This window comes from Paraeggerthella sp. (assembly GCF_048427265.1).
GTDB classification, from domain to species: Bacteria; Actinomycetota; Coriobacteriia; order Coriobacteriales; family Eggerthellaceae; genus Paraeggerthella; species Paraeggerthella hominis.
The window spans coordinates 15,710-42,014 of record NZ_DBFOSR010000105.1 but is presented as its reverse complement, the minus strand read 5'-3'; the positions used below and the strand labels follow the sequence as shown (position 1 = coordinate 42,014).

The 26,305-nt window shown below is 62.8% G+C and carries 23 protein-coding genes; 19 read left to right on the top strand and 4 right to left on the bottom strand.

Annotation, left to right across the window (positions count from 1 at the left end):
- The first annotated feature begins 69 nt into the window (after nt 1-69).
- From ACMNI9_RS09435 to ispH, 5 genes are read left to right on the top strand one after another with little or no spacing between them, the layout of a single operon-like run.
- On the top strand, nt 70-1,245 hold the full coding sequence (locus ACMNI9_RS09435; protein WP_418831772.1) for a prephenate dehydrogenase/arogenate dehydrogenase family protein: 1,176 nt from the start codon (nt 70-72) through the stop codon (nt 1,243-1,245).
- On the top strand, nt 1,235-2,563 hold the full coding sequence (aroA, locus tag ACMNI9_RS09430) for a 3-phosphoshikimate 1-carboxyvinyltransferase (protein ID WP_418831770.1): 1,329 nt from the start codon (nt 1,235-1,237) through the stop codon (nt 2,561-2,563). Before ACMNI9_RS09435 ends, aroA begins: the two co-directional genes overlap by 11 nt.
- Nucleotides 2,560-3,258, top strand: coding sequence for a (d)CMP kinase (cmk, locus tag ACMNI9_RS09425; RefSeq protein ID WP_114565845.1), 699 nt, complete (start codon nt 2,560-2,562; stop codon nt 3,256-3,258). Before aroA ends, cmk begins: the two co-directional genes overlap by 4 nt.
- Nucleotides 3,255-4,142 carry a lysophospholipid acyltransferase family protein gene (locus tag ACMNI9_RS09420; protein ID WP_225749294.1) on the top strand — a complete coding sequence of 296 codons (888 nt, stop codon included), beginning with the start codon at nt 3,255-3,257 and terminating at the stop codon, nt 4,140-4,142. The genes cmk and ACMNI9_RS09420 overlap by 4 nt, the downstream gene beginning before the upstream one ends.
- On the top strand, nt 4,139-4,975 hold the full coding sequence (gene ispH / locus ACMNI9_RS09415; RefSeq protein WP_418831768.1) for a 4-hydroxy-3-methylbut-2-enyl diphosphate reductase: 837 nt from the start codon (nt 4,139-4,141) through the stop codon (nt 4,973-4,975). Before ACMNI9_RS09420 ends, ispH begins: the two co-directional genes overlap by 4 nt.
- A gap of 985 nt (nt 4,976-5,960) precedes the next feature.
- On the opposite strand, the gene ACMNI9_RS09410 is transcribed toward ispH, so the two are convergent.
- Nucleotides 5,961-7,868: an alkyl sulfatase dimerization domain-containing protein gene (locus tag ACMNI9_RS09410; RefSeq protein ID WP_418831766.1), complete on the bottom strand. Its 1,908-nt coding sequence runs from the start codon at nt 7,866-7,868 to the stop codon at nt 5,961-5,963.
- Nucleotides 7,869-8,097: 229 nt separating this feature from the next.
- On the opposite strand from ACMNI9_RS09410, the gene ACMNI9_RS09405 reads away from it, so the two are divergent.
- From ACMNI9_RS09405 to ACMNI9_RS09370, 8 genes are all read left to right on the top strand, one after another.
- A complete protein-coding gene (locus tag ACMNI9_RS09405) occupies nt 8,098-10,539 on the top strand; it encodes a molybdopterin-containing oxidoreductase family protein (RefSeq protein ID WP_225749291.1) in 2,442 nt (813 codons plus the stop codon).
- A 2-nt stretch (nt 10,540-10,541) separates the two neighbouring features.
- Nucleotides 10,542-10,943, top strand: a complete 402-nt coding sequence (locus ACMNI9_RS09400) for a hypothetical protein (protein ID WP_225749290.1) — start codon at nt 10,542-10,544, stop codon at nt 10,941-10,943.
- A gap of 365 nt (nt 10,944-11,308) precedes the next feature.
- Nucleotides 11,309-12,448, top strand: a complete 1,140-nt coding sequence (locus ACMNI9_RS09395; protein WP_418831764.1) for an Mbeg1-like protein — start codon at nt 11,309-11,311, stop codon at nt 12,446-12,448.
- 489 nt (nt 12,449-12,937) lie between these two features.
- Nucleotides 12,938-14,275, top strand: coding sequence for a DUF512 domain-containing protein (locus tag ACMNI9_RS09390; protein WP_418831778.1), 1,338 nt, complete (start codon nt 12,938-12,940; stop codon nt 14,273-14,275).
- A gap of 24 nt (nt 14,276-14,299) precedes the next feature.
- Nucleotides 14,300-15,613, top strand: coding sequence for a ribosome biogenesis GTPase Der (der, locus tag ACMNI9_RS09385; protein ID WP_114565842.1), 1,314 nt, complete (start codon nt 14,300-14,302; stop codon nt 15,611-15,613).
- A gap of 7 nt (nt 15,614-15,620) precedes the next feature.
- Nucleotides 15,621-16,280 carry a glycerol-3-phosphate 1-O-acyltransferase PlsY gene (plsY, locus tag ACMNI9_RS09380; protein ID WP_216528608.1) on the top strand — a complete coding sequence of 220 codons (660 nt, stop codon included), beginning with the start codon at nt 15,621-15,623 and terminating at the stop codon, nt 16,278-16,280.
- Between the two features lie 86 nt (nt 16,281-16,366).
- Complete coding sequence (locus tag ACMNI9_RS09375) at nt 16,367-17,368, top strand: NAD(P)H-dependent glycerol-3-phosphate dehydrogenase (RefSeq protein WP_114565840.1); 1,002 nt, start codon at nt 16,367-16,369, stop codon at nt 17,366-17,368.
- Between the two features lie 374 nt (nt 17,369-17,742).
- On the top strand, nt 17,743-18,198 hold the full coding sequence (locus tag ACMNI9_RS09370; protein WP_418831762.1) for a DUF3887 domain-containing protein: 456 nt from the start codon (nt 17,743-17,745) through the stop codon (nt 18,196-18,198).
- Here ACMNI9_RS09370 and ACMNI9_RS09365 read toward each other — a convergent pair.
- Nucleotides 18,188-20,224: an NAD(P)H-hydrate epimerase gene (locus tag ACMNI9_RS09365; RefSeq protein ID WP_418831760.1), complete on the bottom strand. Its 2,037-nt coding sequence runs from the start codon at nt 20,222-20,224 to the stop codon at nt 18,188-18,190. The genes ACMNI9_RS09370 and ACMNI9_RS09365 overlap by 11 nt on opposite strands.
- Nucleotides 20,221-20,697, bottom strand: coding sequence for a methylated-DNA--[protein]-cysteine S-methyltransferase (locus ACMNI9_RS09360; protein WP_114565837.1), 477 nt, complete (start codon nt 20,695-20,697; stop codon nt 20,221-20,223). The genes ACMNI9_RS09365 and ACMNI9_RS09360 overlap by 4 nt, the downstream gene beginning before the upstream one ends.
- A 211-nt stretch (nt 20,698-20,908) precedes the next feature.
- Between ACMNI9_RS09360 and rpe the strand changes: the two genes are divergently transcribed.
- The 5 genes from rpe to ACMNI9_RS09335 are packed head-to-tail and all read left to right on the top strand — an operon-like array spanning nt 20,909 to nt 25,405.
- Nucleotides 20,909-21,613: a ribulose-phosphate 3-epimerase gene (gene rpe / locus ACMNI9_RS09355; protein WP_114565836.1), complete on the top strand. Its 705-nt coding sequence runs from the start codon at nt 20,909-20,911 to the stop codon at nt 21,611-21,613.
- A gap of 4 nt (nt 21,614-21,617) precedes the next feature.
- On the top strand, nt 21,618-22,823 hold the full coding sequence (locus ACMNI9_RS09350; RefSeq protein ID WP_418831759.1) for a cysteine desulfurase family protein: 1,206 nt from the start codon (nt 21,618-21,620) through the stop codon (nt 22,821-22,823).
- 52 nt (nt 22,824-22,875) lie between these two features.
- The gene (locus ACMNI9_RS09345; RefSeq protein ID WP_114565834.1) at nt 22,876-23,685 is read left to right on the top strand and encodes a histidinol-phosphatase HisJ family protein; all 810 of its coding nucleotides are present in this window, start codon (nt 22,876-22,878) and stop codon (nt 23,683-23,685) included.
- Between the two features lie 45 nt (nt 23,686-23,730).
- Entirely contained in the window at nt 23,731-24,636 is a 906-nt protein-coding gene (locus ACMNI9_RS09340; RefSeq protein WP_114565833.1) for a Nif3-like dinuclear metal center hexameric protein, read from the top strand.
- Between the two features lie 49 nt (nt 24,637-24,685).
- Nucleotides 24,686-25,405, top strand: a complete 720-nt coding sequence (locus ACMNI9_RS09335) for a zinc ribbon domain-containing protein (RefSeq protein WP_216528604.1) — start codon at nt 24,686-24,688, stop codon at nt 25,403-25,405.
- Nucleotides 25,406-25,534: 129 nt separating this feature from the next.
- Here ACMNI9_RS09335 and rpmB read toward each other — a convergent pair whose 3' ends face one another.
- On the bottom strand, nt 25,535-25,726 hold the full coding sequence (gene rpmB, locus ACMNI9_RS09330) for a 50S ribosomal protein L28 (RefSeq protein ID WP_114565831.1): 192 nt from the start codon (nt 25,724-25,726) through the stop codon (nt 25,535-25,537).
- 219 nt (nt 25,727-25,945) lie between these two features.
- Here rpmB and ACMNI9_RS09325 point away from each other — a divergent pair, with 219 nt between their 5' ends.
- Nucleotides 25,946-26,293, top strand: coding sequence for an Asp23/Gls24 family envelope stress response protein (locus ACMNI9_RS09325; protein WP_114565830.1), 348 nt, complete (start codon nt 25,946-25,948; stop codon nt 26,291-26,293).
- Nucleotides 26,294-26,305 lie beyond the last annotated feature (12 nt).

The following is a 26,305-nucleotide window of genomic DNA, read 5'->3' as shown; positions in this document are numbered from 1 at the left end:
AATACGCACGTCGGCATTGTCTGTCGGCGCACGTCAATATGTTTGCAACAGGGAGAGTGTTTCCGTTTCATGTCACATCAACAAGTTGACCATATCGCGGAGCCGGGATTCGATCGCGTTGCGGTCGTGGGCTTCGGCCTGGTGGGCGCGTCCTTCGCCGCGGCGTTTCGCTCCGCGCACCCCGATGCGCGGGTGCTCGCGGTCGACGTCGACCAGTGCACGCTTGCGCAGGCCCTCGAGCGCGGCTGGGCGACCGAGGGCGCGCTTCCGGCCGATCCTGCGTTTCGGCGGTTCGTGGACGAAGGTTGCGACCTGGTGGTTCTGGCTACGCCGGTAGGAGCGGTCGAAGCCTACCTGAAAGACCTGGCTGCATGGGATTTTCAAGGCATCGTCACCGACACCGCGTCCACGAAGAGCCGTATCGTGGAGCTTGCCTGCGCGCATCTTGCCCATCCTGAAAACTACGTTCCCGGCCATCCTATGGCGGGTTCGGAGAAAAACGGCATCGAAGGAGCGCGGGCGGACCTGTTCAAGGGCGCTCACTGGATTCTGTGCCCCGATGCGAACACGCCCGCCGAGCACTTTCCGCGTCTGCACGAGCTGATCACCTCGCTGGGCGCGCGCGTTATCGTGCTGCCGCGCGAAGATCATGACGAGGCGGTTGCAGTGGTGAGCCATGTTCCGCATATCGTCGCCTCGTCGCTCATGCAGCTGGCGAGTCGTCATGCGGACGACCAGCAGGCCCTTATGCGGCTGGCCGCGGGCGGGTTCAAGGACTCGACGCGCATCGCTGCCGGCTCGCCGGAGCTGTGGTGCGGCATCGCGTTCGACAACAAGGACGCGCTCGTCGACGGGCTGTCGGAGATGCAGGAGATCATCGCGTCGTTTTCCGGCGCGCTCGAATCGGGGAATCGCGCGCAGCTGACGGATCTTCTTGCCTCCGCAGCGGAAGCTCGCCGGGCCCTGCCCGTTGCCTGGGTGCCTTCGACCGAGCGTTTGCTCGAGGTTCGCATTCCCATGGAGAACCGCACGGGCGTGGTGGCCGAGGTGACCACCGTCACCAGCTCGGTCGGTTGCAACATCCAGTCCATCGAGATAGACCACGTCACCGAGGACAGCGCCGTGCTCAGCTTGGTGCTGACCGACGAAGGCGACGTCGGCCAGCTGTCCGCGCAGCTTATCAACGCGGGTTTTTCGGTTTCGTTCAGTCCTCTGGCGGCAAAGGAGCATATACATGTCGATTGAATCAGCGGCGACCATCATCGAGCCTCTGCGCGCGCCGTTGCGGGGCAAGGCCACCGTGCCGGGCGACAAGTCCATCTCGCATCGAGCGGTGCTGTTCGCGGCTATGGCCGAGGGCGTCTCGAAGCTGACCGGCGTTCTTGATTCCGAGGACGTGCGCTCGTCCATGGCGGCGGTGCGCCAGCTGGGCGCGCGGGTAGAGCTTGAGCTGCAGCCCGACAAAAGCCTGGCTGGCGTGGTGGAGGGCTGGGGAGCGAAGGGGCCGTCCCAACCCGAGGGTCCCATCGATTGCGGGAACTCCGGCACCACGGCGCGCCTGCTCATGGGCGTGCTCGCCCCGTGGGACGTGCGCGTGGAGCTGACCGGCGACGAGTCCCTGGTGAAGCGCCCCATGCGCCGCATCACCGCGCCGCTCATGAAGATGGGGGTTCGCTTTCAGCCCGAAGGCCGCGAAACGCTGCCGCTCGTCGTGTGCGGAACGCGCGGCCTGCATCCTCTTGTCTACGATGCCCCTATGGCGTCGGCCCAGCTGAAGACCGCAGTGCTGCTTGCCGGCGTGTACGCGCGCGGCACCACCACCGTGAACGAGCCCGCTCCTTCGCGCAACCACACCGAGCTCATGCTCCCGGAGTTCGGCGTGGACACCACGGCTGCGGATCGAACGGCCAGCGTCACGGGCCCCGCCGCGCTCAAGGCTTGCGAAGTGCAGGTTCCGGGCGATCCTTCGTCCGCTGCGTTCCTCGCGTGCGCCGCGGCGCTCAAGCCCGGCAGCTCCGTGCAGATCGAGAACGTCAGCCTGAACCCGGCGCGCATCGGCTTCACCCGCACGCTCGAGCGCATGGGCGCGTGCGTGAACCTGCGTCGCACGGGATCTGCGGGCAAGGAGCCCTACGGGACCGTTTCCGTCGACTACACGCCGAACCTGCGAGGCTGCGAGGTTCCCGCCGACAAGATCGCGTCCATCGTCGACGAGATTCCCGTGTTGTCGCTCGTGGCGGCGCATGCGCGCGGCGTCACGGTGTTTCGCGAAGTGGGGGAGCTGCGCGTGAAGGAGACCGATCGCCTGGAGGCCGTGGTGGAAGGCCTGTCCTCTTTGGGCGTGGACACGTGGGTCGAAGGCAACGACCTGTTCATCGAGGGGCAGCCGGATCTGGTCGTGCCGGATGCGGCGTCCTTCGACTCGAAGGGCGACCATCGTCTGGCTATGACGTGGGCGCTCGTCGGCCTGACAGGCGGCTCGTCCGTGAGCGTGGCGAACTTCGATTCCGTGAAGATCAGCTATCCTCAATTTCTGTCCGATATCGAAAGGTTGGCACGATGATCATCGCCATTGACGGCCCGAGCGGGGCCGGTAAATCTACTGTTGCGAAAGCTGTTGCGCGCGAACTGGGCTTTTCCTGCCTGGACACCGGTGCGATGTACCGAGCCGTTGCATGGCGCGCCCTGCAAGACGGCGTGGCGCTCGACGACTGCGACGCGCTGGGAAGCCTTGCGCGCACCTACGACATCGCGTTTGCGCACGAGGCGGGCGAGCCGGTTCCGCGCCGCGTCTCCATCGGCGGCGTCGACGTGACCGACGCCATCCGAACCGCCGAGATCGACCGTGCCGTGAGCCCCGTCTCCGCTGCGCCGACCGTCCGTGCGGCTTTGGTGGAGCAGCAGCAGCGCATCGGCCGTGCGGGCGACTACGTGGTGGAGGGGCGCGACATAGGCACCACGGTGTTCCCGGAGGCCCCGGTCAAGGTGTTCCTGACCGCTTCGGCTGAAGAGCGGGCCCATCGTCGGGTTCGTCAAAACGTCGACCGTGCCGTAGGTTCCATCGACTTCGACGAGGTGCTTGCCGACATTCGCCGACGCGACGAGCTGGACTCCTCGCGCGCCACGTCGCCGTTGCGGCCTGCAGACGATGCCGTGCATTTGGATTCGACCGGGCACTACATCGAAGACGTGATCGACGAGATCTGCGCGCTTGCCCGTCAGAGGGGCGCGAACGGCGGCGAAGGCGAGCGCGCATGAGCCTGATTCTGCCTTACGAGAAGATCTGGGATATGCCCTACGGCGGCGCTTCCGACGAGAAGCAGGCTCCGCGCCTGGTCGGCAACGTCATCTACGGGTTCTTGGCCTTCGTGTTCAAGATCTGCTTCCGCTACCGCGTGGACAACCGGCAAAGCCTGCGGGGCTTCGACGGCGAAAGCGGCGTGGTGGTGGTGGCGAACCATACGTCGTTTCTGGACGTGGTGTTCATGTACCTGTCTTCGCGCCCTTCCCAGTGGATACGCTTCTTGGGGCGCGAGAACCTGTTCGGCAACGCGCACGGCCTGGCGGGCCATATCCTGTCGCGCGTGGGCGCGTTTCCCATCAAGCGCGATTCTGCCGATAGAACGGCTATCAAGCGCGCGACCCGCATGCTGAAAAACGACGAGATCGTGGGCATTCTTCCCGAGGGAACGCGCCGGGGCAAAAGCGATCGCACGCCCGAGATCCATTCGGGGGCGGCGTTCATCGCGAAGATGGGTCATGCGCCCATCCTGCCCATGACCGTGCGCAACGCCGAGCATATCAAGGAGAAGGGGAAGTTCTTCCGCTTCCCCAAGGTGACCATCGAGTACGGGGACCCCTTGCTGGTGAGCGATTTCGACTTTCTTCCGAAAGAAGACCGCTTGGACGGCTGCACCTGGTACGCGATGCGCGAGTGCTTCGCGCTGTCGCTGAACGTGCCGGCCGATCAGGTGGACATGCCGGCGCTGTTCCCGGAGGGCCGTGATTTCACGGCGGCGTTCGCCGAGCATCGCGTGGCGCGACACACGACCGAGGAGCTGGTGGCCGCCATCAGGGAGAAGAAGGCCGCCAAGGAACGCCGCGCTTCCAAGGAAGCACCTGCGGAAGGAGCATGCGCATGAGGGTGGTGAAGGCCAAGCACGCGGGCGCCTGCTACGGCGTGCAGCGGGCGCTCGACATGGCGCTCGAGGCGGCCGAGCGCACCGAGGGCGCCTCTACGCTCGGGCCGCTCATCCACAATCCGCAGGTGGTGGGCGAACTGGCCGAGCGCGGCATACGCGCGGTCGAGAGCGCTGACGCGGTGGATCACGGGTCGGTCATCATCCGCAGCCACGGCGTGACGCCGGGCGTGCGCCGCAGCGTGGAGGAGCGCGGGCTGCCCATCATCGACGCTACGTGCCCGCATGTGGCGCGCGCTCAAAAGGCGGCTGCGGAGCTTGCGCGGCAGTGCGGGCGCGTGGTGGTGGTGGGCGAGGCGGGGCATCCCGAGGTGGAAGGGCTGGTTGCCTGCGCGCGCGAGGCAGGCGGCCAGGTGGCCGTGGTCACCGAGCCCGCCGATCTGCCGGATGGTCTTCCGGCTCCCGTCGGCATCGTCGTGCAGACCACGCAGACGCGCGAGTCGCTTGACGCCGTGGTGGACGCGCTTGTTGCGCGCGGCATCGAGCCGCAGGTCAAGAACACTATCTGCTTCGCCACGCGTCAGCGGCAGGAAGCAGCCGCAGCGCTTGCGGACGAGGTGGACGCCATCGTGGTGATCGGCGGGCGCAACTCGTCGAACACGACGCGCCTGGCCGAGATCTGCGCGGCCGCGTGCCCGCGCACGCATCACGTGGAAGCGCCCGACGAGCTGGATCCCGCCTGGTTCGAGGGCTGCGAGAGCGTGGGCGTCACCGCGGGGGCGAGCACGCCCGAGGCCCAGATAGCCGCCGTCGTCGAGCGCCTGGAGGCTTGGTAGGCCAACGGCTGGATGGGGTTTTGGCGACGGGCCCGCGCATGGTCTTCTGCGAGGGTCTGCTTCTATATGCGGTATACTGAGTCGCAGGGTGGAATGCGGAGATTTATTCTATGCGACGGAGGCTTGTTATGGGCAATGCTTCGGGGGGCGTCGGACGTGGAGGATTTAGATGCACGGAGGTGCGGATCAACCCATTTTGCTCTGATGTATCCACAGGAACGCGGGAGATGCTTTGCTCGTCGGCGAGGCATGTTTCTATAACGAAGGGCTCAACCGTTTCTGCGGTTTCCTTTTCAAAGGAAGTGCTCGTGGTGAAGTCGGGGGTGCTTGCTGTTGCCCTATCGACTGAGAAAGGCGGTAGCCAGGGGCTCTTCGTTGCGGATTCCGGATGTCTGATAAACGCGATGAAGATCGCTGGAGCGACGAGACATTTCGATGAAGGGTTCAACGATAGTCACCTTGGGTATGCGCTAACCGATCTTCGAGGATGTGCGATCCCCTTGTCTCTCATGAGGCGGGCGTTTGAAGATGATCCGGCGTTTGCGCGTGTCGTTCTATCCGAGATTACGGATCGGTATCGAGGTGCGCTTCAGAATATGGCTTTGATGGCCGAATCGTCAGGGGTCGATCGTATTGTCTGGCTACTTGACGAGTTGGAACGCACGGGGGTTGGAATAAACGGCATAACCCATGATCTTATCGGGCGTCTTTTATGCATGAATCGAGTTAGCGTGACGCGCTTGATGAGCAAAGCGCTTGAAAGGTACGGAAGTGCAGCAAGGTGAGATCCAGGTATGGCTGAAAAGTGCGAGTCAAGGCTTGCGAGCCAGCAAGTTGTGCTTGCGAATGACCATGGAGCGCTCTACTGATCGTTCGAGCGAAACTGCATGGCGGCCATACGAAGAAAGGCCGGGCAAGGACACCGGCCTTTCTTCGTAATTACGTCGGAAAACCGAACGTTGCTTTCGACGCTAGACGAATCAGTTTAAAGCTGCATTTCACAGACGCCCATGATGGTCTCCAGCTTGGCTGCGTCTCCCTTGACGGTGATATCTCCGGCTTTGAGGCATTCGTCGAACGATTTCACACCGAGGACAATGTCGAGCATGACGGTGTAAGCGAGCACTATTTCAACACTGGGGTTTTCGATAGCACCCTGCTTGACTTGTCCAATGCAGTTGCGAACGATCATCGAAGTCGATGCGTTCTCGTCGGAGTAGGTGACTACCAGCGACTCATTCATTCCTTCGGCTTTTTCGGGAACGATGCTCACGCGCAGCATGTCGAGCACGAGCGTGCGAGGCGCGGCCATGAGCTTATCTTTAGTGATCACGGCTGGAACCATGCTCTTGTCGAGGTTTCCTTCCAGTTTCCAAGCTTCGGTGTGGTACCAGTGGCGCGTGTTGGAGGCCTGCGAAACCTGTCCCATCTTTCGGTACGCTTGAGCCTTGACGGTTTTTGCGGAGTTGTGTTCGGGGCTTGCGTTCAAGACGTGCGTGGCAAGCGTTGCTGCCCATGCGTACTGATTGTCGTCAAGTGCTTTTTGCGCTTCCGCAGTGAGCGCATCGGCGCCTCCTGCAAGTTGCACGAAGTATGCGGATTCGTATTCTTTGGATACCGGATGCAGTTCCAGAGGGTCGCCGCTAAACCAGCCGATGAGTCCGCTGTATACGCCGCGTACGTAGTGCTCGAACTCGCCGTAAAGCGGCTTGGTGATGTCGCCGCTTGCCATGAATTCGGGAATTCTAACGGCTGCAACAATTTGATCAGGCGTATATCCCTTGTTCAGGTAACGGATGGTTTGATCGTAGACGAACTGAATGGCATCGCGTTGCAAGGTGAGCTCTTCAGCGACTTTGTCAGAACCAAGGAGCGGCAGCGCGTGCACTGGCACCATGTTGTCGGCTTTGAGATCGCGCAGTACGTCTAATGCGGCAAGCATGGTCACGGGGTTGCGGTACTTCTCGCCCCGCAGCGTGTACATATTGTACATAACGCCCCATGCTTGGTTCGTGACGATGGTGTTTTCTTCTTCGATGAAAATGTTGATGTTGTCGGCGCTGTCGGAGGTCGTGGGATAGAAGTGGAAAGTAAGCCCGTCGATTTTCTCCACGACTTCCTTTTCGGCGGCCGGAATGAGTTTGTTGGGGGGAATGAAGCCCGGGGTGAAGGATTTGACGTAAGGATTGCTGTAGAAGGGTCCGATTCCGCAGCTCGTGCGTCCATCTTCCCCCTCGATGGGCAGGTAATCGCCGAACATCGTATGCGCTCGGTCGACATAGCTGGTTGCGGTCTCGGTGAACGGAGAAAGAAGCGCTTCCATGAATCTTTCTTGCGCGATGATGGGCACGTTGTCGGGGTTGTTTGCCGGCAGGTAGGCGGTGGTGCCTCCTGTGTAGTGGCAGTGCGTGTAGATGACGGCGACAACCGGCTTGTCGGTGACGGTGCGGAACATTTCGTAGTCGAGTTCAGCGGTCTCCCTGCACTCGCCCGTGTCTATGACGATGATTCCTGTGTCGCCGATTACCATGGTGGAGTTGGAGAGTGCGTTTCCGATGGCGCTGTACACGCGATCAGTGACCTTCACCATATGTGCGGGCGAATAATGGGCTTGTTGGTCGAGCAGGGCTTGGTTGGCGGCTTCGCCGTTTTCGCCGGTGCCGATCTTTATTTCCTGGCCGCAGAAGTTCGTCTTGCCTCCCATGTAGGATGGGTCAGGCGTTACTGCCGCGCGCTCTTCTTCAGTGAGTCCTGTTTTGATCGAGACGTTGGCTGCGCTGGCCCCCTGCGAAGAGCAACCGGTCATGATTCCAAGCGGAAGCGCTGCGGCGGCGGTGGCGGCGAGTGCTCCTCTGAGGAACGTACGACGTTCCAAGGTGATCTGATCTGGCATAAGTACCCCTCCTTTGCTTGTCCGCGCATTGGCGCGCGGCGTTGACGCGTGGAAGTATAGGCATCCGTGCAAGCAGGAATCGGTAACCCGAGTTACAAATACCTCCTCGCTGTAGCCCAGGTTACAGCGAGGAGGTATTTGTAACCTAGGCTACAGCGAGGGGAGTTCCCTGCATCCTATAGTGACGGCAGTGCTGTTCAGGACGAGTTGAAAAGGAAAGGGGGATCTTATGTCCGAGGAGAGTTTTGTCTATACCGCGTGCCCTGGGTGGGGTGACCATGAGTACTGCGCGTTGAAGACTATTGTCAAGGACGGGAAGATCATCCGTACGGAACCGGCCGAGTACACCGGCGCCGAAGTGGGAGAGGCCCATATATGCCAAAAGGGCGTCATGGCATGTCGACAGCCTTACAACAAGGATCGTCTGACAACGCCTCTTAAGCGTGCCGGCGAGCGCGGCGAAGGCAAATGGGAGGAAATCAGTTGGGACCAGGCGCTCGATGAGATTGCCGAAAAGCTAGCCGAACAGCGTGACAAGTACGGTCCGCAGTCGCTCGCCCTGTGGTATCTAACTGCAAGCTATCCGCCCTCGATGGGTCTTGCCGGTGTGCTGCACACGCGCTTTGGCGGTCTGTACGGCGCAACGTTCCCCATGGAGGCATACGGCCTCGACAACGGCCCTCTGTTTGCGGCGTACTATGACTTGGGTAACACGTATCGTTACTACAATACCGATCCTCGCAACATCGATCACTCCGATTACGTTATCGTATGGGGCGCGAACCCTGTTGAAAACCAGCACCGTTTCGCAAAGCATGTCGTTGAGGCTAAGAGCAACGGTGCCAAGATCGTCGACATCGGTCTGCTCTTCGACGGCACTGCTGGTTATGCGGACGAATTCGTTCCGGTAAAACCCGGCTCTGATGCTGCTCTTTCGCTGGCTATGGCAAACCACATTGTGAAGAACGATCTTTATAAAGTGGACTTCCTGCTTGATCATACGGTGGCACCGTTCCTGGTTCGTAGCGATACGGGCGAATTCATGCGCGACGGCGACGGCAACTGCATGGTAATCGACAAGACGCATGGCGTTATCGCCGTGGAGCCTGGCGTGAAGGAGATTGCGGGCGCTACGGAGCTCGAGCTCAAGGCGGAGCTCGACGTGTTCGGCGTTCCTTGCAAAACCGTGTTCTGCGTTCTCGAAGACCATCTTGCCAAGTACACGCCTGAGTACCAGGAGTCCATCACGGGCGTGCCTGCAGCTGACGCTGTGCGCATTGCCGAGGAATATGCAGCTGCTCCCGACGCTTACATCTTGGGCGCTTTGGGTATTCGCTACCAAAACCAGGGTGATATTTATCGCTCGTTCTATCTGCTCGGTTCGCTGACCGGTAATCTGGGTCGCCCCGGTGCCGGTGTCACTTCCGAGCTCCTAGGCGGTGCATGGCCCGTGCTCTTTAACGACGCCCCCATTGTCGCCCCTAACGGTATCGAGGGCTTCAAGGGCGTGCCTGCTCGTCAAGCCGACTTCTTCGAAGCTATCGAGAATTCCGAAAGCGTGGAAGAATGTCCCTACAAGGCGCTTATGGTCATCTCGGGCAATCCGGTGCATAACTGCCCGAACCGTTCCCGTTGGATTGAGCGCGTGTTCCCGAAGCTCGAGCTTATCGTTGACTTCGACATTTGGATTACCGACACGGGCGAGTATGCCGACTACATCCTGCCGGACTGCATGCCGTTCGAGCGCTATGACATCATCAATATGGCCGCTTACAACCATATCGTGTTGCAGGAGCCTGCAATCGAGCCGCCGGCGGAGGTTCATGATCCTACCGATCTGTTTACGGGTCTTGCCCAGCGCTTGGGACTGGGCGAGTACTTTGATAAGACTGCTGAAGAGTGGTGCGGCGTGCGCATCGACTCTGACTATCCGTTCATCGCGGGTATCGAGGGCGGTGTGAGCATGGAGCGGCTCAAGAAGGAGAAGATGGTTCGCTTGGCAACGCCGCCGTTCCATTGGGACCCGTTCTTGGGTTTGGATTTCAGCACGCCTTCCGGTCGCCTCGAATTTTATTGCGAGCGCCTGCTTCCTACGGGTCATCAGATTGCCATGTATACCGAGCCTATGGAGGTTCCCACCGAGGCGAGCAAGGCCGAAGGTAAGAACGAAGAGTATCCTTACCAGTTCTTCAGCGGCCGACAGCGCTTCTTCATGCAGTCGTTGTACACCGACGATCCCGTCATGGTGAAGCTTTCCGGCGGCAAGCCGAGCGCTCGCATCAACCCGGTTGATGCCGCGCGCGAGGGTATCAAGGATGGCGATAAGGTGGAAGTCTACAACCAGCGCGGTCACGTAATTGCTCCGTGCCGTCTTGATGAAGTGATTCCTCCGGGAACCATTCAGGTGTGGTTCGGTTGGCGCAAGCGCCAATTCGAGGAGGGCACCTATTCCGAGTTGCTGGTGCCGCTGGGTAGTCGCGAGACGCTCGACGATCTGTCTGAGCACTGGTGGAACGAGATGCTGGGCAAAAATCAGGTTAAGTGCGGCTTCTTTACTGGCTCCGAAGGCTGCATCGCCGGTGCTTGGGATACCATTTGGGACTGCGCTTGCAACATTCGCAAGATCGCTGACGCAGCCGATCTCGACGAAGACGGAAAGGAAGTGAAGTAGCCATGGCTCAAGACACTCGGATCCTGGTGAATTTGCAGCGCTGCACCGGCTGCTGGACCTGCTCGCTTGCCTGCAAAGTGGTCAACGAGCTTCCCGACGACGAGTACTGGGCAACCGTGCGTACGCTTGGCTCGGGCGAGGGCATCGATCGTCCGGCCGGCACGTGGCCGAACCTGAGCATGTCGTGGATGCCCGTGTGGTCCAAGAAGTGCATCAAGTGCGCGCCACGCTTGGCCGAGGGGCAGGAGCCCTTCTGCGTGAAGTGCTGCCCCAACAGCGCGCTGACCACCGGCGAAGCCGTCGATGCTGAGGTCGAGGCCCTGCGCGAGAAGGGATTCCGCATCTTCTCGCTGCCTGCATGGGAAAGCACTCGCGAAGGCATCGTTTACGCTTCTAAGGAATAACGATCCCCGACCCTTTTCCGGCTGGCCCTCGGACGTGCTGCAACGTTTGAGGGCCAGCGTTCCGATCTGAATTCGAAAGGAATGACCATGTGCTTCCGTCCCTCATCTGCTGTAATCGGCGGAGATATCGAGTGTCCTAAGTGTGGCACCAAGAACCCCGCTAGCGCTGATGTCTGCTCCGGTTGCGGTGCCACTGCTGCCGATTTTGCATCTGCGGCCCCGAAGGCCCCTGCGGCCCCCAAGCCTCCTGCAGCCCCGAAGCCCCCTGCGGCTCCGAAGCCTCCGGTGGCGTAAAGCGCAAAGATACTATGAACGGAAACGTAAGGGAAGCGCCGGATTATTGATTGATGGGGTGTGGGATGGCTATGGGATCGTTGATCACTTATCTTGAGACCGAACAGCGTTTGTTCTCGGAGTTCCCCTTCAATGAGGTTGACAGTCTCGTGCTGTCGACGCTGTGCTACTTCAGGTTCGAGAAGGCTGGTGTTGTGGTGCCCTGTGGCTCTGAACGCGTGTTGCTCCACGATGCGGTGGCCTTGAGCGATTGGTGCGACTTGTTTGCGGGATGTTGGCTTGAGGATCAAGGAGGGAGTTCTGATTTCGCGCATGCGATCATGGCGTCTCGAAGGTATCGATATGTGGAGATCGGCTTCTTCGTGGACGAATTCTCGTCGGCTGTTGAAAAGCAGTTTAGTGCGATCACCTTCTTTCTGGATTCTGGAGCATGCTACCTTGCCTTTCGCGGAACCGACGGAACGATAGTCGGATGGAAAGAGGATTTCAACATGAGTTTTCTTCCGGTGATTCCTTCCCAGCGTTCTGCGGCCTCGTATGTTTCGGGAGTTGCGTCCGGTACAACAGGCCCCCTGTTTCTCGGCGGCCACTCGAAGGGCGGGCACTTGGCTGAGTTTGCCGCGCTCGATGCCGACCAGCCAGTGTACGAACGCATCTTCTCCGTATACAACCATGATGGCCCTTCATTCGCCGAAGACCCTTCTCCTCGCATGCGAACCGATGAATACGCCTGCAAATTGCATAAAACCGTTCCGGTTGATTCTCTGTTTGGAATGGTATACGAGGATCGAGAGTCGTTTTGCGTCGTGGATGCAGAATCGTTTTCTGTGTTTCAGCACAATCCCTTTAGTTGGATCGTGGAAGAGGGGAGGTTCAAGCATCTCGAAGATCTCAGCACGGGCGCGATGTTGATTGATGATGTGTTCTCGAATTGGATTCGAACAAAGGACAAGGAGGAGTGCGAGCGGTTTGTGGAGGCGGCGTTCGTCATGCTTTGCGCGACCGAGGCTAGTACCTGGGCTGAGTTCCAATCGCAGCTTGTCGCGAATATCGCCACTATGGTGGGGGAGAGCGGCCGTCTCGATTCCGACACGAAGCGTTTCTTGCTGGGGACGCTTGCTTCCCTTGGGGATGCTGCGGGGCGAGAGTTGGCTGGCAGGTTGCAGTTTGCTCGAGAATTTTTGACGACGTCGCATCCGAAGAAGTCATGAATTGCTCGAAGCCGGGGTTCATGGGCAAGGAGTGCGGCTGCTGTTGAAAGTCGGAACGAGAACCATTGAATATATGTTGCGTAGTAGCTCGGATACGGTGGGGCTCCTTCCAGGACGTCGAGCGACGCCGCCGTCGAGAACGGCGCTCTGATCCCGATCCCTCTCGTTGCGATAACTCCCCGAGACTGGTGCCTGTTGCAAGTTCCTGGTCGTCTGCTTGGGGTCTGTTTAGCGGTCTCGCCCTCTCCTGTTGATTGCGATACGGATACCTAACGGGTAGAATGCTCAAGACGATAAGGGACGATATGTCGACCCTGGATTTTTCGAGATCCAAACAAAGGCCCATTCTGACAGAGAAGGCGGCAGGTGAGCACGTACCCATCGAAGGACATCGCGCGCGAGGCGGAAAGCTCCGCTTCGTCCGCTGCGCGCGGGTTCAGCGCTGCGGCGTCGCACGGGTGTCGCCGGAAGGGCGATCCTCCGCGCGCCCTGGTGGCGGCCGTCGCGCCCGAAAGCCCGGCCGACGACGCGGGGTTCGAGCCGGGCTGCTACGTGACCTCTGTGAACGGCGCTCCTGTGCGCGACGTGATCGACTGGCGCTGGCTCACGTCCGACGACGTCATCGAGCTGGGCTACGTCGACCTCGACGGCGAGGCGGGCGAGGTGGAACTCGAACGCGAACCGGGGGAGGACTGGGGCTTCGAGTTCGACGGCGTGGTGTTCGACGGCGTCAAGCAATGCCGCAACGCCTGCACGTTCTGCTTCATGCGCCAGCTTCCCGACGACATGCGCTCGTCGCTCACGCTGCGCGACGACGACTTCCGCCTGAGCTTCCTGGCGGGCACGTTCGTCACCTTCACGAACCTTTCGCCCGAAGACGAGGCGCGCATCGTGGAGCAGCATATCTCGCCGCTGCGCCTGTCCTTGCACGTGGCCGATCCGCAGGTGCGCCGCCGCATGATCGGCAAGCATGCGCAGCATGGCATCGACGTGCTCGAGCGTCTGCTCGCGGCCGGTATCGAGTTCCATGCGCAGATCGTGCTCGTGCCCGATCAGAACGACGGGGCCGTGCTGAAGGACACGCTTTCCTGGGCGTACGAGCGCCCGGGCATCCTGGACGTCTGCATCGTGCCGCTCGGGTTCACCAAGCATCAGACGTGCTTCGACCGCAGCTTCAACGACCCGGTGTCGTCGCGCGCGGTCATGGACCTGGTCGTGCCGTTCCAGGCGCGCGCGCTCGCCGAACGCGGAACCATGTGGGCGTTCGCCGCCGACGAGTTCTACCACAATGCGTACGGCTCCGAGCTGCTGCAGAACCTTCCTCCGTCGCAGCACTATGGCGATTTCGGCATGTTCGAGGACGGCGTGGGCATCATCCGGTCGTTCGTGGACGACTGGGAGCAGGCCGAGCGCGACGGGACGGTGGCTCGTGCTGCGGACGCGCTCGGGCGGGCCGGCCTGCGCGTGCGCTACGTCGCCGGTTTCGCAACCCGCCAGTTCCTCGGGCCGCTGGCTGCGCGCAGCGCCGTCGCGCCCTGGTTCGAGCCCCTGTTCGTGAAGAACGACTTCTTCGGGGGCAACGTGGACGTCACGGGCCTGCTGTGCGGGTGCGACATCGCTTCTGCGATCCAGGCGTGCGACGACGGCGATCTGTTCGTGGTTCCGAGCGTCGTGTTCAACGACGACGGGGTGACCCTCGATGACATGACTTTGGAGGATATGGGAAAGCGCGCGGGCGCGCCGCTTGCCGTGGTATCCTGTAACGCGTCGGGTTTTCTTTCCGAGATCATCGACCTTGTCGGGCAGAACGCGCCGACTTCAAGCTAACGAATCAATCTGAAAGGTTGCACCATGCCTTTGCCAATCGTGGCGGTGGTGGGACGGCCGAACGTCGGCAAGTCCACCTTCGTCAACCGCATAGCCCAGGCCAACGAGGCCATCGTACATGAAATGCGCGGCGTCACGCGCGACCGATCCTATCACGAAGCCGACTGGAACGGGTGCGACTTCAAGCTGATCGACACCGGCGGCATCGAGATGGGCGACGACGACGCCTTCCAGGGGTCCATTCGCTCCCAGGCCTTCGCCGGCGCGAACGAAGCCGACGTCATCGTGTTCTTGGTCGACGGCAAGACCGGCATCAACGCCGACGACGAAGAGGTGGCTCGCGTTCTGCGCAGAACCTCCAAGCCGGTGTTTCTGGCCGTGAACAAGATGGACACGCCCGGCAGCGAAGACGAGCTGTGGGAGTTCTACCAGCTGGGAGTGGGAGACCCGTGGCCCGTTTCGGCCACGCACGGCCACGGTACCGGCGATTTGCTGGACGCCATCGTGGAAGAGCTGCGCAAGGTCGAGGTGCCGGACGTCGAGGATGATCCGGGCATCAACGTGGCCATCATCGGGCGCCCCAACGCGGGCAAGAGCTCGCTGACGAACCGGATGACCAAGGGGGACCGATCCATCGTCTCCGACGTGGCGGGAACCACGCGCGACGCCATCGACACGCTGGTCGAGCACGAGGGCAAGCACTACACCATCGTGGACACGGCGGGCTTGCGCCGCAAGAGCCAGATCGACGAGGACGTGGAGTACTACGGGTTCGTGCGCGCCATGCGCGCTATCGATCGCGCCCAGGTGGCGCTTCTGGTCATCGACTCCACGCTGGGCTTGACTGACCAGGACCAGCGCGTCGCCGGATTCGCGGCGGATCGCGGTTGCGCCATGATCATCGTCCTGAACAAGTGGGACCTCGTCGAGGGCCCCGAGGCCAAGGCCGAGATCCGCGAGCGCATAGCCGACCGCCTGGGATTCGTGGGCTACGCTCCCGTCATCGCCATTTCCGCGCTTACGGGCAAGAAGGTCGACCGCATCTGGGACGCCATCGATTCCGCGTTCGAGAACTACAGCCAGACCATCCCCACGAACAAGCTCAACACCTGGCTTACGGGCATTCGCGAAACGGGCCATACGGTGAGCAACGGCAAGGCGGTGCTGCGCATGAAGTACGTGACGCAGACGTCTACCTGCCCGCCGCGCTTCACGTTCTTCGCGAACCGTCCGGATCTCGTGAACGACAACTACGAGCGGTTCCTCGAGAACCGCTTGCGCGAAAGCTTCGACCTGACGGGCACGCCGGTCGGTTTCAAATTCAAGAAGAAGGATTAAGCATACGATGCAGGATTTGCTGGTTGCAGGAGCGCTGTTCGTTGCGGCGTTTCTTCTGGGTTCCATTCCCTTCGGGCTGATCATCTCGAAGGTGTTCTACCATACCGACATCCGCGAGCACGGCAGCGGCAACATCGGGACCACGAACGCCATCCGCACGATGGGCAAGGTGGGCGGCTATTCGGTGTTCGTGCTGGATTTCGGCAAGGGCCTTTTGTCGGGTGTGCTGGCCTGGGCGTTCTCGTGGTACCTGCTGCCGGGCGGCGGCTTGGAGCCTGGTTCGCTCGTGTCGTACGACACCATGCTGACCGTGGCGTTCCTGGGTTGCGTGTGGGGGCATATCTTCAGCCCCTGGCTCAAGTTCAAGGGCGGCAAGGGCATCGCGGTGGCCGTGGGCTGCCTGTTCGTCGTGTTCGGCTGGGTGGGCGCATGGCTCGAGCTTGCCATCTTCATCGTGCTGGTGGTTGCCACGAAGTACGTGTCGGTCGGCTCGATCGCGGCGGCGGTGGCCTGCCCGTTCTTCTCCCTGTACTACTTCTGGGGCGATTGGGCCGCGGTCGCTTTGTGCACGATAGCCGGATTGACCGTGGTGTGGGCGCATCGCGAGAACATCGTGCGTCTGCGCGCGGGGACGGAAAGCCGCATCGGCGACAAGAAGAAGGCGTAAGGCTCCGCTGTTCCGTCGAGCAGCGGAACATGCCGACGCCTCTTGCTGGCTTTACGAACGACAGGAAAGCTCGAAGGGAGTCCTACGTGAAAATCGCGGTTATCGGGGCGGGGTCGTGGGGGACGGCGCTGGCGCAGGTTCTTGCCGAAAACGGCCACAACGTGGGCTTGTGGGCAAGAAAGCCCGAAGTGGTGCAGGCGATCAACGCCGAGCACCGCAATCCTCGCTACTTGAGCGACGTGGAGTTGTCCGAGAACATCGTGGCCACTGTGTCGTACCAAGACGCGCTTCTGCGCGCGAAAGCCGCGGTCATCGTAACGCCGTCGAACCTCATGCGCGGCGTGGCGCGTGCGCTCGCCGACGTGGTCGATGCCGACTTCCCCGTTATCATCTGCTCGAAAGGCGTGGAGGAGGGAAGCGGCCTGCTTCCCGTCGAGGTGTTCGAAGCCGAGATGGGAAACGCCGGTCGCCTGGCCGTTCTTTCGGGTCCGAACCATGCCGAAGAGGTTATCAAGGGCATTCCCTCCGGCACGGTCATCGCCAGCTCCGACGAGCATACCGCCTCGTTTTTCCAGGAGCTGTTCGCGGCGGAGAGTTTCCGCACGTACGTGAGCGACGACGTGTGCGGCGTGGAGCTGTGCGCTGCGTTCAAGAACGTCATCGCCATCGCGGTGGGCGTGTCCTACGGGCTGGGTTACGGCGACAACACCGCCGCCATGCTCATGACGCGCGGCCTGGCGGAGATGAGCCGCTTGACCGTGCGCTGCGGCGGGCAGGCCATCACGTGCATGGGGCTGGCGGGCACGGGCGACCTGATCGCCACGTGCACGTCCGAGCATTCGCGCAACCGCCGTTTCGGTAAGCTGCTGGCCGAAGGGTCCACGCTCGACGACTTCACCGCGCAGACGCACATGGTGGCCGAGGGCGCTCTGGCGTGCAAGACCCTCAAGACGCTCGGCGACGCGTACCGGGTGGAGCTGCCCATCACCGACGTGGTGCGCAGCATCGTGTGGGAAGGGGCCGACCCCCACGACGTGGCCCATACGCTTACGAACCGGCCTTTGACCACGGAATTCTACGGGTTGTAGCGCGCTGTAGTTTCGGTCGCATGATCAAAACTACAGTTGATTAACGAAGCGATGACCAAGGGTTCACCGAACGTCCAAGTTCGTTGCGCCCTTCTGGCATCGAGGGTAGTCTTTGCTGTGCGCCTTCGCGCAAGGCTTTGACAACCGATTCGAGACCCGCCGCTTCGTCACTCGCGTGAACCTCATCTCTCTCAACTTCGCGACGGGTCGCAGGACATGCGCACCTTCCCCTTCTCCTTGGTGCGCATTGCGCAGCCCCTCTTCGATTCCCCCGGTTGAAGAGGGGCTTTTTCATGCGCGCCGGGCTTTGGGAGGGCTTTCGGTATAATGGTCGAACGCTACATGCGAATCGAGCAGGGAAGGACGTGGCTGGTATGAGTGCATCGAGGCAGGGGCGGGGACGGCTTGCCGTCGCGTTGACGCTTGCGGCGGCGCTGCTTGCGTGCGTGCTGCTTACGGCATGTTCGCAGCCCGACGCGCAGGTTGAGAAGGGCCTGCCGTCATGGGCGACCGAGGAGGGCGTGACCGTCTGGGTCCATGAAGTGGTCGACGAGTTCAATGCGCGCGACTACGAGGCGCTTGCCGCGCGCTATCAGGACGCGGGCGTGACGGCCGAGCAGCTCTCCCAGAACCTGAGCGCCGCGCAAGACGAGTACGGCGCGTTCGTCGAGTACGGCGACAAGACGTTTCTGCATGGCGAGAGCAAGGGTCGCTCGTACGCAACCGTTATCGAGCAGGCGTCCTACGAGAACGGCTCCGCCGAGTTCCGCATCAGCTTCTTCGAGGACGGATCGCTGGCCGGTTTCTACTTCCTGAAAGCTAAAGAGTAGGGGGCGCAGGTTTCGGCTCTGCATCAAGGAGCCGAAGCTTCTCCAGGTAAGGACGCGTGTCCACAAGCTTCGCAAGGGCGACGATGCCGGTCCATCGCCGGGCTCCGGGCGCGATGAGTCCTGGCTTGTAAGCCAACATGGTCACGGTCATGTCGGCGGCGAAGCAGGGGGCGGCCGCGGCTCCCGTTTGGGCCGATAGGCCGCTTGGGGCGTCGATCGACACGGCGAAGGGCGCTCCTTTGGCCTTCGCGGGAAGGCTGTAGGGCAGCCGGGCGTGGTCGCCCTGCTCGTAGACGCGCTTACGATGCCGTCCGCGACCCCGTTCGCGCGGTCCCTCGAAGCGCTTGCGGTTGGCCGCCTTGATCCACGTCGCGTACGGCTCGCGCACTTCGGCTCCCGCGAACCCGGTTCCCAGAAGCGCGTCCACGACGACGTCCGCCCGCTCGATCGCATCGGTCAGGATGTCGGCATCGGGCGCGATGAGCACGTTAAGGGGAAGGCCCTGCTTGGCAGCCTGCGAGAACACGCTCATGGCAACCGTTCGCGTAGGTTCGGCATGCAGACGCTCTGCCAGGTCGGGCGCTATCAGCGTCACGGGGTACCCGGCTTCCGCAAGCGCTTGCGCCGCAACCCATCCGTCGCCGCCGTTGTTGCCCGATCCCGCCAAGACCGCAACGGGAACCGGATCGGGCGCCCAATCGCGCACCGCTTCCGCCACGGCGATCCCCGCTTGCTCCATGAGCGCGGAAAGGGGCGTGCCGTCTTCGGCTATCATCTGCTCGAGCCGCGCCACGTCGGCCACGTTCAGCGCGCGCCGCCGCTCGCGCTCGATCTCAACGCCCTGCTCGGTCATGACGCGCGTGTTGCTCATCAATCCGTTGAGCATGACGAAGGGGGTGCCTGCGCGCACGGCGTGCCTTGCCCTCATGACAAGCGAGATCGCCCATGCCAGCATGAGCGCGGCCCAGGCGCCCGTGAAGTACCCGCGCTGTGCGGCAACGAATCTGCCGACAGCTCCAGCCTCTCCGCCTTGCGACGCGCCCGCACCGATGACCAGCAGCAACGCGAACAGCGGGAGCGCTGCGAACAGGAACAGCAGGCCGTAGCGCGCTGCGTACTGGTACCAGCGGGCAGGGGAGGCGTCGGGCCGCACAACGCGCAGCCGCAGGAGCTTTTGGGCTGGCGTCTGGCCGTGGGCGAGCACGGGAATCGCGCCGAACACCACCAGGCAGGCGCACGTCAGGATGGCCGCCGCAACGCCGTCGTCTGCGCCGGGCGCGGCGACGGCGGCAAGGACGCCCGTGCTGCGCAGCGCGAACATGCAAGCCGAGGTCGATGCGAGTGCCAGCGCGAAGTCCATCGCGAACGAAAGCGCGCGCCGCAGGGCTCCGGCGTGCAACCCGGCTTGGCGCGCCTCCTCGTTGACAAGGCGGATATCGGGCAACGCGCGCATGAGCGGGCCGACCAGCCAAAACCCCGTCATAGCGCCCAGCGTGTTCGTGATCAGGTCGTCCACGTCGAACAGCCGGTACGGGTGCTCGTACAAACCCCAAAGGCCCGTGAGCTGCGAAAGCTCGAACGACAGCGTCACGGCGAAGCCGATGAGCAGGGTCTGCCACCACGTGCGGCGGAAATAGTAGCGCAGGTACATGCCAAGGGGCACCAGCAGCAACACGTTGAACAGCGCCTCGTAGATGTAAGGGCTGCGTATCGCGGCGATCCACGAGGCCGGGTCGGCGGGCGAGAACGCGGTATGCGCCAAGAACTGCCGCAGGAAGTTGAAGGGAGCCAGTTGGGGCGCGGCGGCGTAGGGGACCACGGCGGAGCGGTCGGCCGGCAGCGGGAGCAGTACAAGAACGTACGCGCACATCAAGTAGAAAACGAACGAGTACACGACAAGGGTCCTCAGCCAGGGAATCGAGCCGAATCGTCGGTACTGGTAGATAAGGTAAGGCAGCGTGATCAGGAAGGCGGCCAGCGGGAATGCGGTGGCCGCGAAGATGATGTTCGAAGCGTACGTGCTCACGTCAGGCGTTTCCGTTCCATGTCGAGCAGCGCCCTCTTGAGACGCGCGGATGCATCGGCGCCGACCGGGCGGCCGTCGCTTCCCACCACGCGGTGGTCGGGAACCAAGATGGCAAGCGGGTTCTTCTTGACCGCCGTCCCGACCGATCGGTAGGAGCCCGGCTTCCCCATGAGCGCGGCCACTTCGGCCGTCGTGCGCGATGCTCCGTAGGGGATGCGGGCAAGCTCGGACCATACGGCGCGCTGAAACGCGCTTCCCTCGGCGTCGATCGGGATGTCGAAGAAGGTGCGCTTTCCGGCGAAGTACTCCAAAAGCTCGTTGGCCGTGCGGGTGGCAAGCTGGCTGGGATGACGAACGCCGGGCAGGGCCACGTCGCCGAACGCCACGTGCGTGACGCCGCGGTCGCTCGTGCGTATGGTGATGGGTCCGTGCGGGGTGCGGTACGCGAAGTACATCCCGGTGCTTGAAGCCATCTTGCCTTCTTCCGGTCGGTTTCGCCTCATTATAATGCAGTCCCGCTCGGACGATCCTCGATGTTACGGTTCGGCAACCAAGGAATCGCGCAAGAGGTCGACGCAGCTTGCGGCTGCGTGTTGTTTTTCGCCTGCCGCGCGTCGGTTGCAAGCGTGCGCGCGTCGGTTGCGCTAGAATGACGGCAGCAAGCGACGAGGAAGGAACGCAGCCATGTTCGAACCGGTGAAGATCGCACCGTCCATCCTATCAGCCGATTTCATGAACTTGGGGCGCGATGTGGCGCTCTTGGAGAAAGCCGGTGCGGGATACGTGCACGTAGACGTCATGGACGGGCATTTCGTCCCGAACCTGACCATGGGAGTGCCCGTGCTCAAGCAGCTCAAGCGCGCGACCGAGCTGCCGTTGGACGTTCACCTCATGATCTCGAACCCGCTCGAGCAGCTGCCGTGGTTCCTCGACGCGGGCGCGGACATCGTGACCGTCCACGCCGAAGCGCTAGGGGCCGACGAGCTGTCGCGCGCCGTGGCAGCCATCCATGCGGGCGGCGCGAAGGCCGCGGTCAGCTTGAAGCCGAACACGCCCACCGGCGCGCTGGCGCCGGTTCTCGCCGATCTGGACATGGTCCTCATCATGAGCGTGGAGCCGGGCTTTTCAGGCCAAAGCTACATCGAAGGCAGCGAGAAGAAGGTCGAGCGCGTGGTGGAGATGGCGCGCGCGCTGGGCGTTTCCCCGCTTGTGCAGGTGGACGGCGGGATAGGCTTGAAAACGGCTCCGCTGGTGGCGGCGGCCGGCGCCGACGTCCTGGTGTGCGGCAACGCCGTGTGCGGGGCCGAGGACCCCGCGCAGGCCATCGCCGATATCACCGCCGTCGCCGAAGAGGCGCGCGCGGCCGCCCTTGCCGCGAAGGGGGCGTAGGTTCATGCGCTCGGTGCCCGAAGACTACGTGTACCTGGACTACGCGGCTACGGCGCCCCTGTGCGAAGAGGCTGCGGCGGCCATGGCACCCTACCAGGTTCCCGGACGCGCCAACCTTGCCGTGGGAGGCAACGCCAACTCGCTCCACGCCCCCGGACGCGCGGCGTTCAAAGCGCTCGAGGACGCGCGCAGGTCGCTCGCTGCCGATTTGGGCGCGCGCCGGCCTGACGAGATCGTGATCACCTCGGGCGCCACGGAAGCGGACAACGCCGCTCTCGTGGGGTTGGCGCATGCGGCCGCCGACGCGCGCAGGCGCGCGGGCAAGGGGTCGGCTGCGCTTCACGTGATCGTCACGGCAGTGGAGCACGACGCCGTGCTGGCTCCGGCGAAGCGCCTGGAGGCGGAGGGCTTTCGCGTTACCAAGCTCGCGCCGAACCGCCAAGGGTTCATCGAGGTCGAGGCGCTTGAGCGCGCGCTCGACCAGGACACGGTGCTCGTTTCCGTGCAGGCGGCGAACAGCGAGGTGGGCAGCATCCAGCCGATAGCCGACCTTGCGCGCATCGCGCATGCAGCAGGCGCGCTCTTCCATACCGACGCCGTGCAGGCGCTGGGCAAGACGTTCGTGAACCTGGAGGCGTGGGGCGTCGACGCCGCTTCGTTTTCCGCGCACAAGGTGGGCGGCCCTAAGGGGATCGGCGCTTTGTACCTGAAAACCCGCACGCCGTTCGAACCCTACCAGACGGGCGGCGGACAGGAAAGCGGTCGGCGCAGCGGCACGCAGAACGTCGCCGCTGCGGCAGGGTTCGCCGCGGCCGTGCGCGCGGTGCAGCCCGAATGGCAGACCGAGGCGGCGCGCTTGCGGGCGCTGCGCGACAAGCTGTACGCTTGCCTTGGGACTCTGGAGGGCGTGTGCGCTACGGTTCAGGTCGAGCCGAGCGACGACGCGTTTCTGCCCAACATCGTGCACGTGCTGGTAGACGGACTTGAGAGCGAAACCCTCATCCTGCGCTTGGACATACAGGGCTTCGGCGTGTCGGGCGGCTCGGCGTGCTCGTCGCATTCCCTCGAGCCGAGCCACGTGCTGCGCTCTTTGGGAATCGACGCCGATCGCGCTCATGGCGCGCTGCGCGTGTCGATGGGCCGCTACACCACCGAAGCGGACGTCGACGCGTTCGTCGAAGCGATGCGCAAAAGCCTGGATTGGAACTGATACGACCCTCCGGGTTTTCGAACCCGATCGCGTTAAGGAGCTTGTGAACAGCATGGAACTCGTTACCACGCATACGCATACGTGCTTTACGAACCACGGGGAGGGCACGGTGGAGGAGCTGGTGTCCGCGGCTGCGGCGGCAGGCATTTCCACCATCGCCGTGACGGAGCACTTTCCGCTGACCGATGCGTTCGATCCGCAGAGCTACCTGGCCATGCCCGCCGATCGGGTGGGCGAGTACCTGGCCGCCATCGAGGCCGCCCGCGCAGCCCATCCGGAGATGGAGATCATCGCGGGCTGCGAGCTGGACTGGTTGGGCGACGACGAGGACCGCGTGCTTTCCGAAGACGATTTCGCGCCGTTCGACCTGGTGCTGGGGTCGGTGCACTTCGTGGATCGCTGGCCGTTCGACGACCCCGCCCAGCGCGGTCGCTGGGACGAGGTGGGCGCGGACGCCATTTGGCGGCGCTACTTCGAGGTGTGGTGCGAGGCCGTGTCGTCGACCATGCCGTTCCACGTGATGTCCCATCCCGATCTGGCCAAGAAGTTCGGGTTCTATCCCAGCTTCGACCCGCAGCCGCTTTACGAGCAGGCTGCGCAGGCGTGCGCGGCAGCGGGCCGCATGATCGAGGTGAACACGTCGGGTTCGTACTACGCCTGCAAAGAGATGTTCCCCGCGCCTGCGTTGCTCGAGGCGTTCTGCCGCGCGGGCGTTCCGTGCACTGTGGGCACCGACGCGCACAAGCCCCAAAACGTTGCGCGCGATATCGAGCAGGCGTACCGCCTCATGGCCCGAGCCGGTTACAGAACGGTTACGGTGCCGACAGCCGACGGGGACCGTCGCGAAATACCCATCGAGTAATCTGGATGCAGTCGTTTCTTGCAATTCGAGCAAAGGAGCAGCGTCATGGTTGCAGCTAAGAAGAACCAAAAGGACGGTAAGAAGCAGAAGGGCCTCGCCTGCCGTGCGTCCGGCCCGCTTTCTAAGCCGGTGGCAACCCTTACGATCGGCGCGCTCGAGCGCGCCCTTCTTGCCGAGTTCCCGCCCGCGGACGCCGAGTCGTGGGACCGCACCGGCATGACGGTGGGGGATCCCGCGCGCGTGGTGACCGGGGTGGCCGTTGCCCTCGATCCCACGGTGGCGGCCATCGACGCTGCGGCCGACGCCGGAGCGAACGTGCTGGTGACGCACCATCCGGCGTTTCTTGCTCCGCCGGACTCCTTCAAGCCGGCATCGTCGGTGGCGGCGTGCTCGGGCGCGGGCGTGTGGCGCGCGGTGGAGCGCGGCGTGGCGATCATGTCCTACCATACGGCCCTCGACGTGAGCCCGCGTGCCCGCTGCGTGCTTCCGGGCATGTTGAGCCTGGTGTTCCATCGCGTCTTGCTGCCTATCCCCGGAGCTCAGGGCAAGGGATACGGGCAGGTGTGCGGGCTTGGCGAAGGCGATGCGCTCACCCTGGGCCAGCTGGCCGCGCGCTGTACTTCGGTGTTCGCGCGCGCTCCTCGCGTATGGGGCGATTTCTCGCGCGACTTGGATCGCGTGGTCACCTGCACCGGCGCAACCGGCGACGTGGGCCGCGCTGCCTTGCGCGCCCAGGCCGACTGCTTGGTGTGCGGCGAGATCAAGTACCACGAAGCGCTCGACCTTTCCCAGGCGGGCTTGGGCGTGATCGAGCTGGGGCACGACACCAGCGAGCTTCCGCTTGTGCCGGTGCTTGCGGCGGCCGTCAAAAGCGCGGGCATTCCCGATGAGCTTGTGATGATGGTCGATCAACGGGATAACTGGACGTACCCCGAAACGGTACGGGTATAATGGTCGCAACGTCGCGTGCGCGGCGCTGAGACGCAGACAAAGGAAACGCATGCATGTAGATACCGATGATCTTGCAACGCTGCTCCAAATGCAGCATATCGATTTGGAGGCCATGCGCGCGCGAAAGCAGCTTGAAGAGCTTCCCCAGCGTCGCATCATCCTTGACGCGCGAACCAAGCGCAAGGCGGTCGACCAGAAGCGCGCGCAGCTCGATGCGCTCCATGCCGAAGCCGACGCGAAACTCGCGCGCATCACCGACGAGGACGCGTCCTTGGCCGAGAAGCAGCGCAAGGTCCAAGGCGAGATCGACGGTGCGCGCGGAGACTACCGTGCCGTCGAGGCTCGGACGAAGGAGCTCAACGGCTTCGCGAAGCGCCGCAACTTCCTGGAAGGCGAACTGACCTCCGTAGGCGAAGAGCTGGCGAAGATAGAGGCCGTGCAAGCCCAGGTGGAGAAGGCGCTTGCCGACATCGATTCCCAGGAAGCAGCGGCTACCCAGGTGTTCGTGAAGGAAGGCGGCGCGCTCAAGGACGGCCTTGCCCGATTGGAGGCCGAGCGCGCATCGTTGGCGGCGGCGTTGCCGGAGGAGCTGTTCGAGGCGTACGCGAAAACGCTTTCCCGTACGGGTGGCGTTGCGGTCGCGCGCTTGCAGGGGTCCAACTGCGGGGCGTGCCGCATGGGAATCGAGCACGGCCGGCTCATCGACATGCGCGCGCAGGGAAACATGGCCGCATGCCCCCATTGCGGCCGTCTGCTCATCTTAGAGTAAATCGGTTCCGATTCGCATCCGAGCCAGGGCTTCCGCCGTCGAGCGTGCTGCCCAACGAGAAAAAGCCCGCAGCGATGCGGGCTTTTTTACTCGATGCATGCGCGACGAGCGGTCGCGCGAAGCGCGAACTTACGCGCGCTCGACCTTGCCGGCCTTCATGCACTTCGTGCACACGTTGGCCTTGCGGACACGGCCCTTGTTGTCCTTGATCGTGATCTTCTGCACGTTCGGACGGAACCAGCGATTGCTCACGCGGTGCGAGTGGCTAATGCTGCGACCCGCCACGGGAGCCTTACCGCAAACTTCACAAATCTTCGACATCGTTCATCACTCCATGTACGTTGGTTGCTCGTCGGCGCAAGCCGTTGATGACAAAAAAGCCTTCACACTATAGCACATAAACTCAAACGGCCACAAGAATTTTTCGTGTAATATACTTTCAGTTGCAATTGGGCACGTCGCACGGGCGCAAGGCCTTGCGCTATACTGCTGAAGCAGGTTTTGCAGCGCGCGGTCCGTCCGCGCTCGGAAAGGAACGCCATGAACGATACGATACCTGGCAACCTCCATGTTGCCAACGATGTCTTGGCCGATATGGTCGGCAATGCCGCGCTCGAATGCTACGGCGTGGTCGGCATGGCTGCGCCCTCCGCTGCCGACGGCATCGCGAAGATACTCCCGGCCTCCCGGCTTCGTCGCGGCGTGGTGGTGACCGCGACCGACGGCGGCGTGCACGTCGAACTGTACGTGGTCATCGAATACGGCACGAACATCAACACGGTGTCGCAGAACCTCATCGACCAGGTAACGTTCGCCTTGACCGAGTACGCTCGCGTCCCGCTCGACGGGGTAGAGGTGCACGTGCAGGGCGTGAAGGTGCGCAAGTAGCACCGCCGCCTG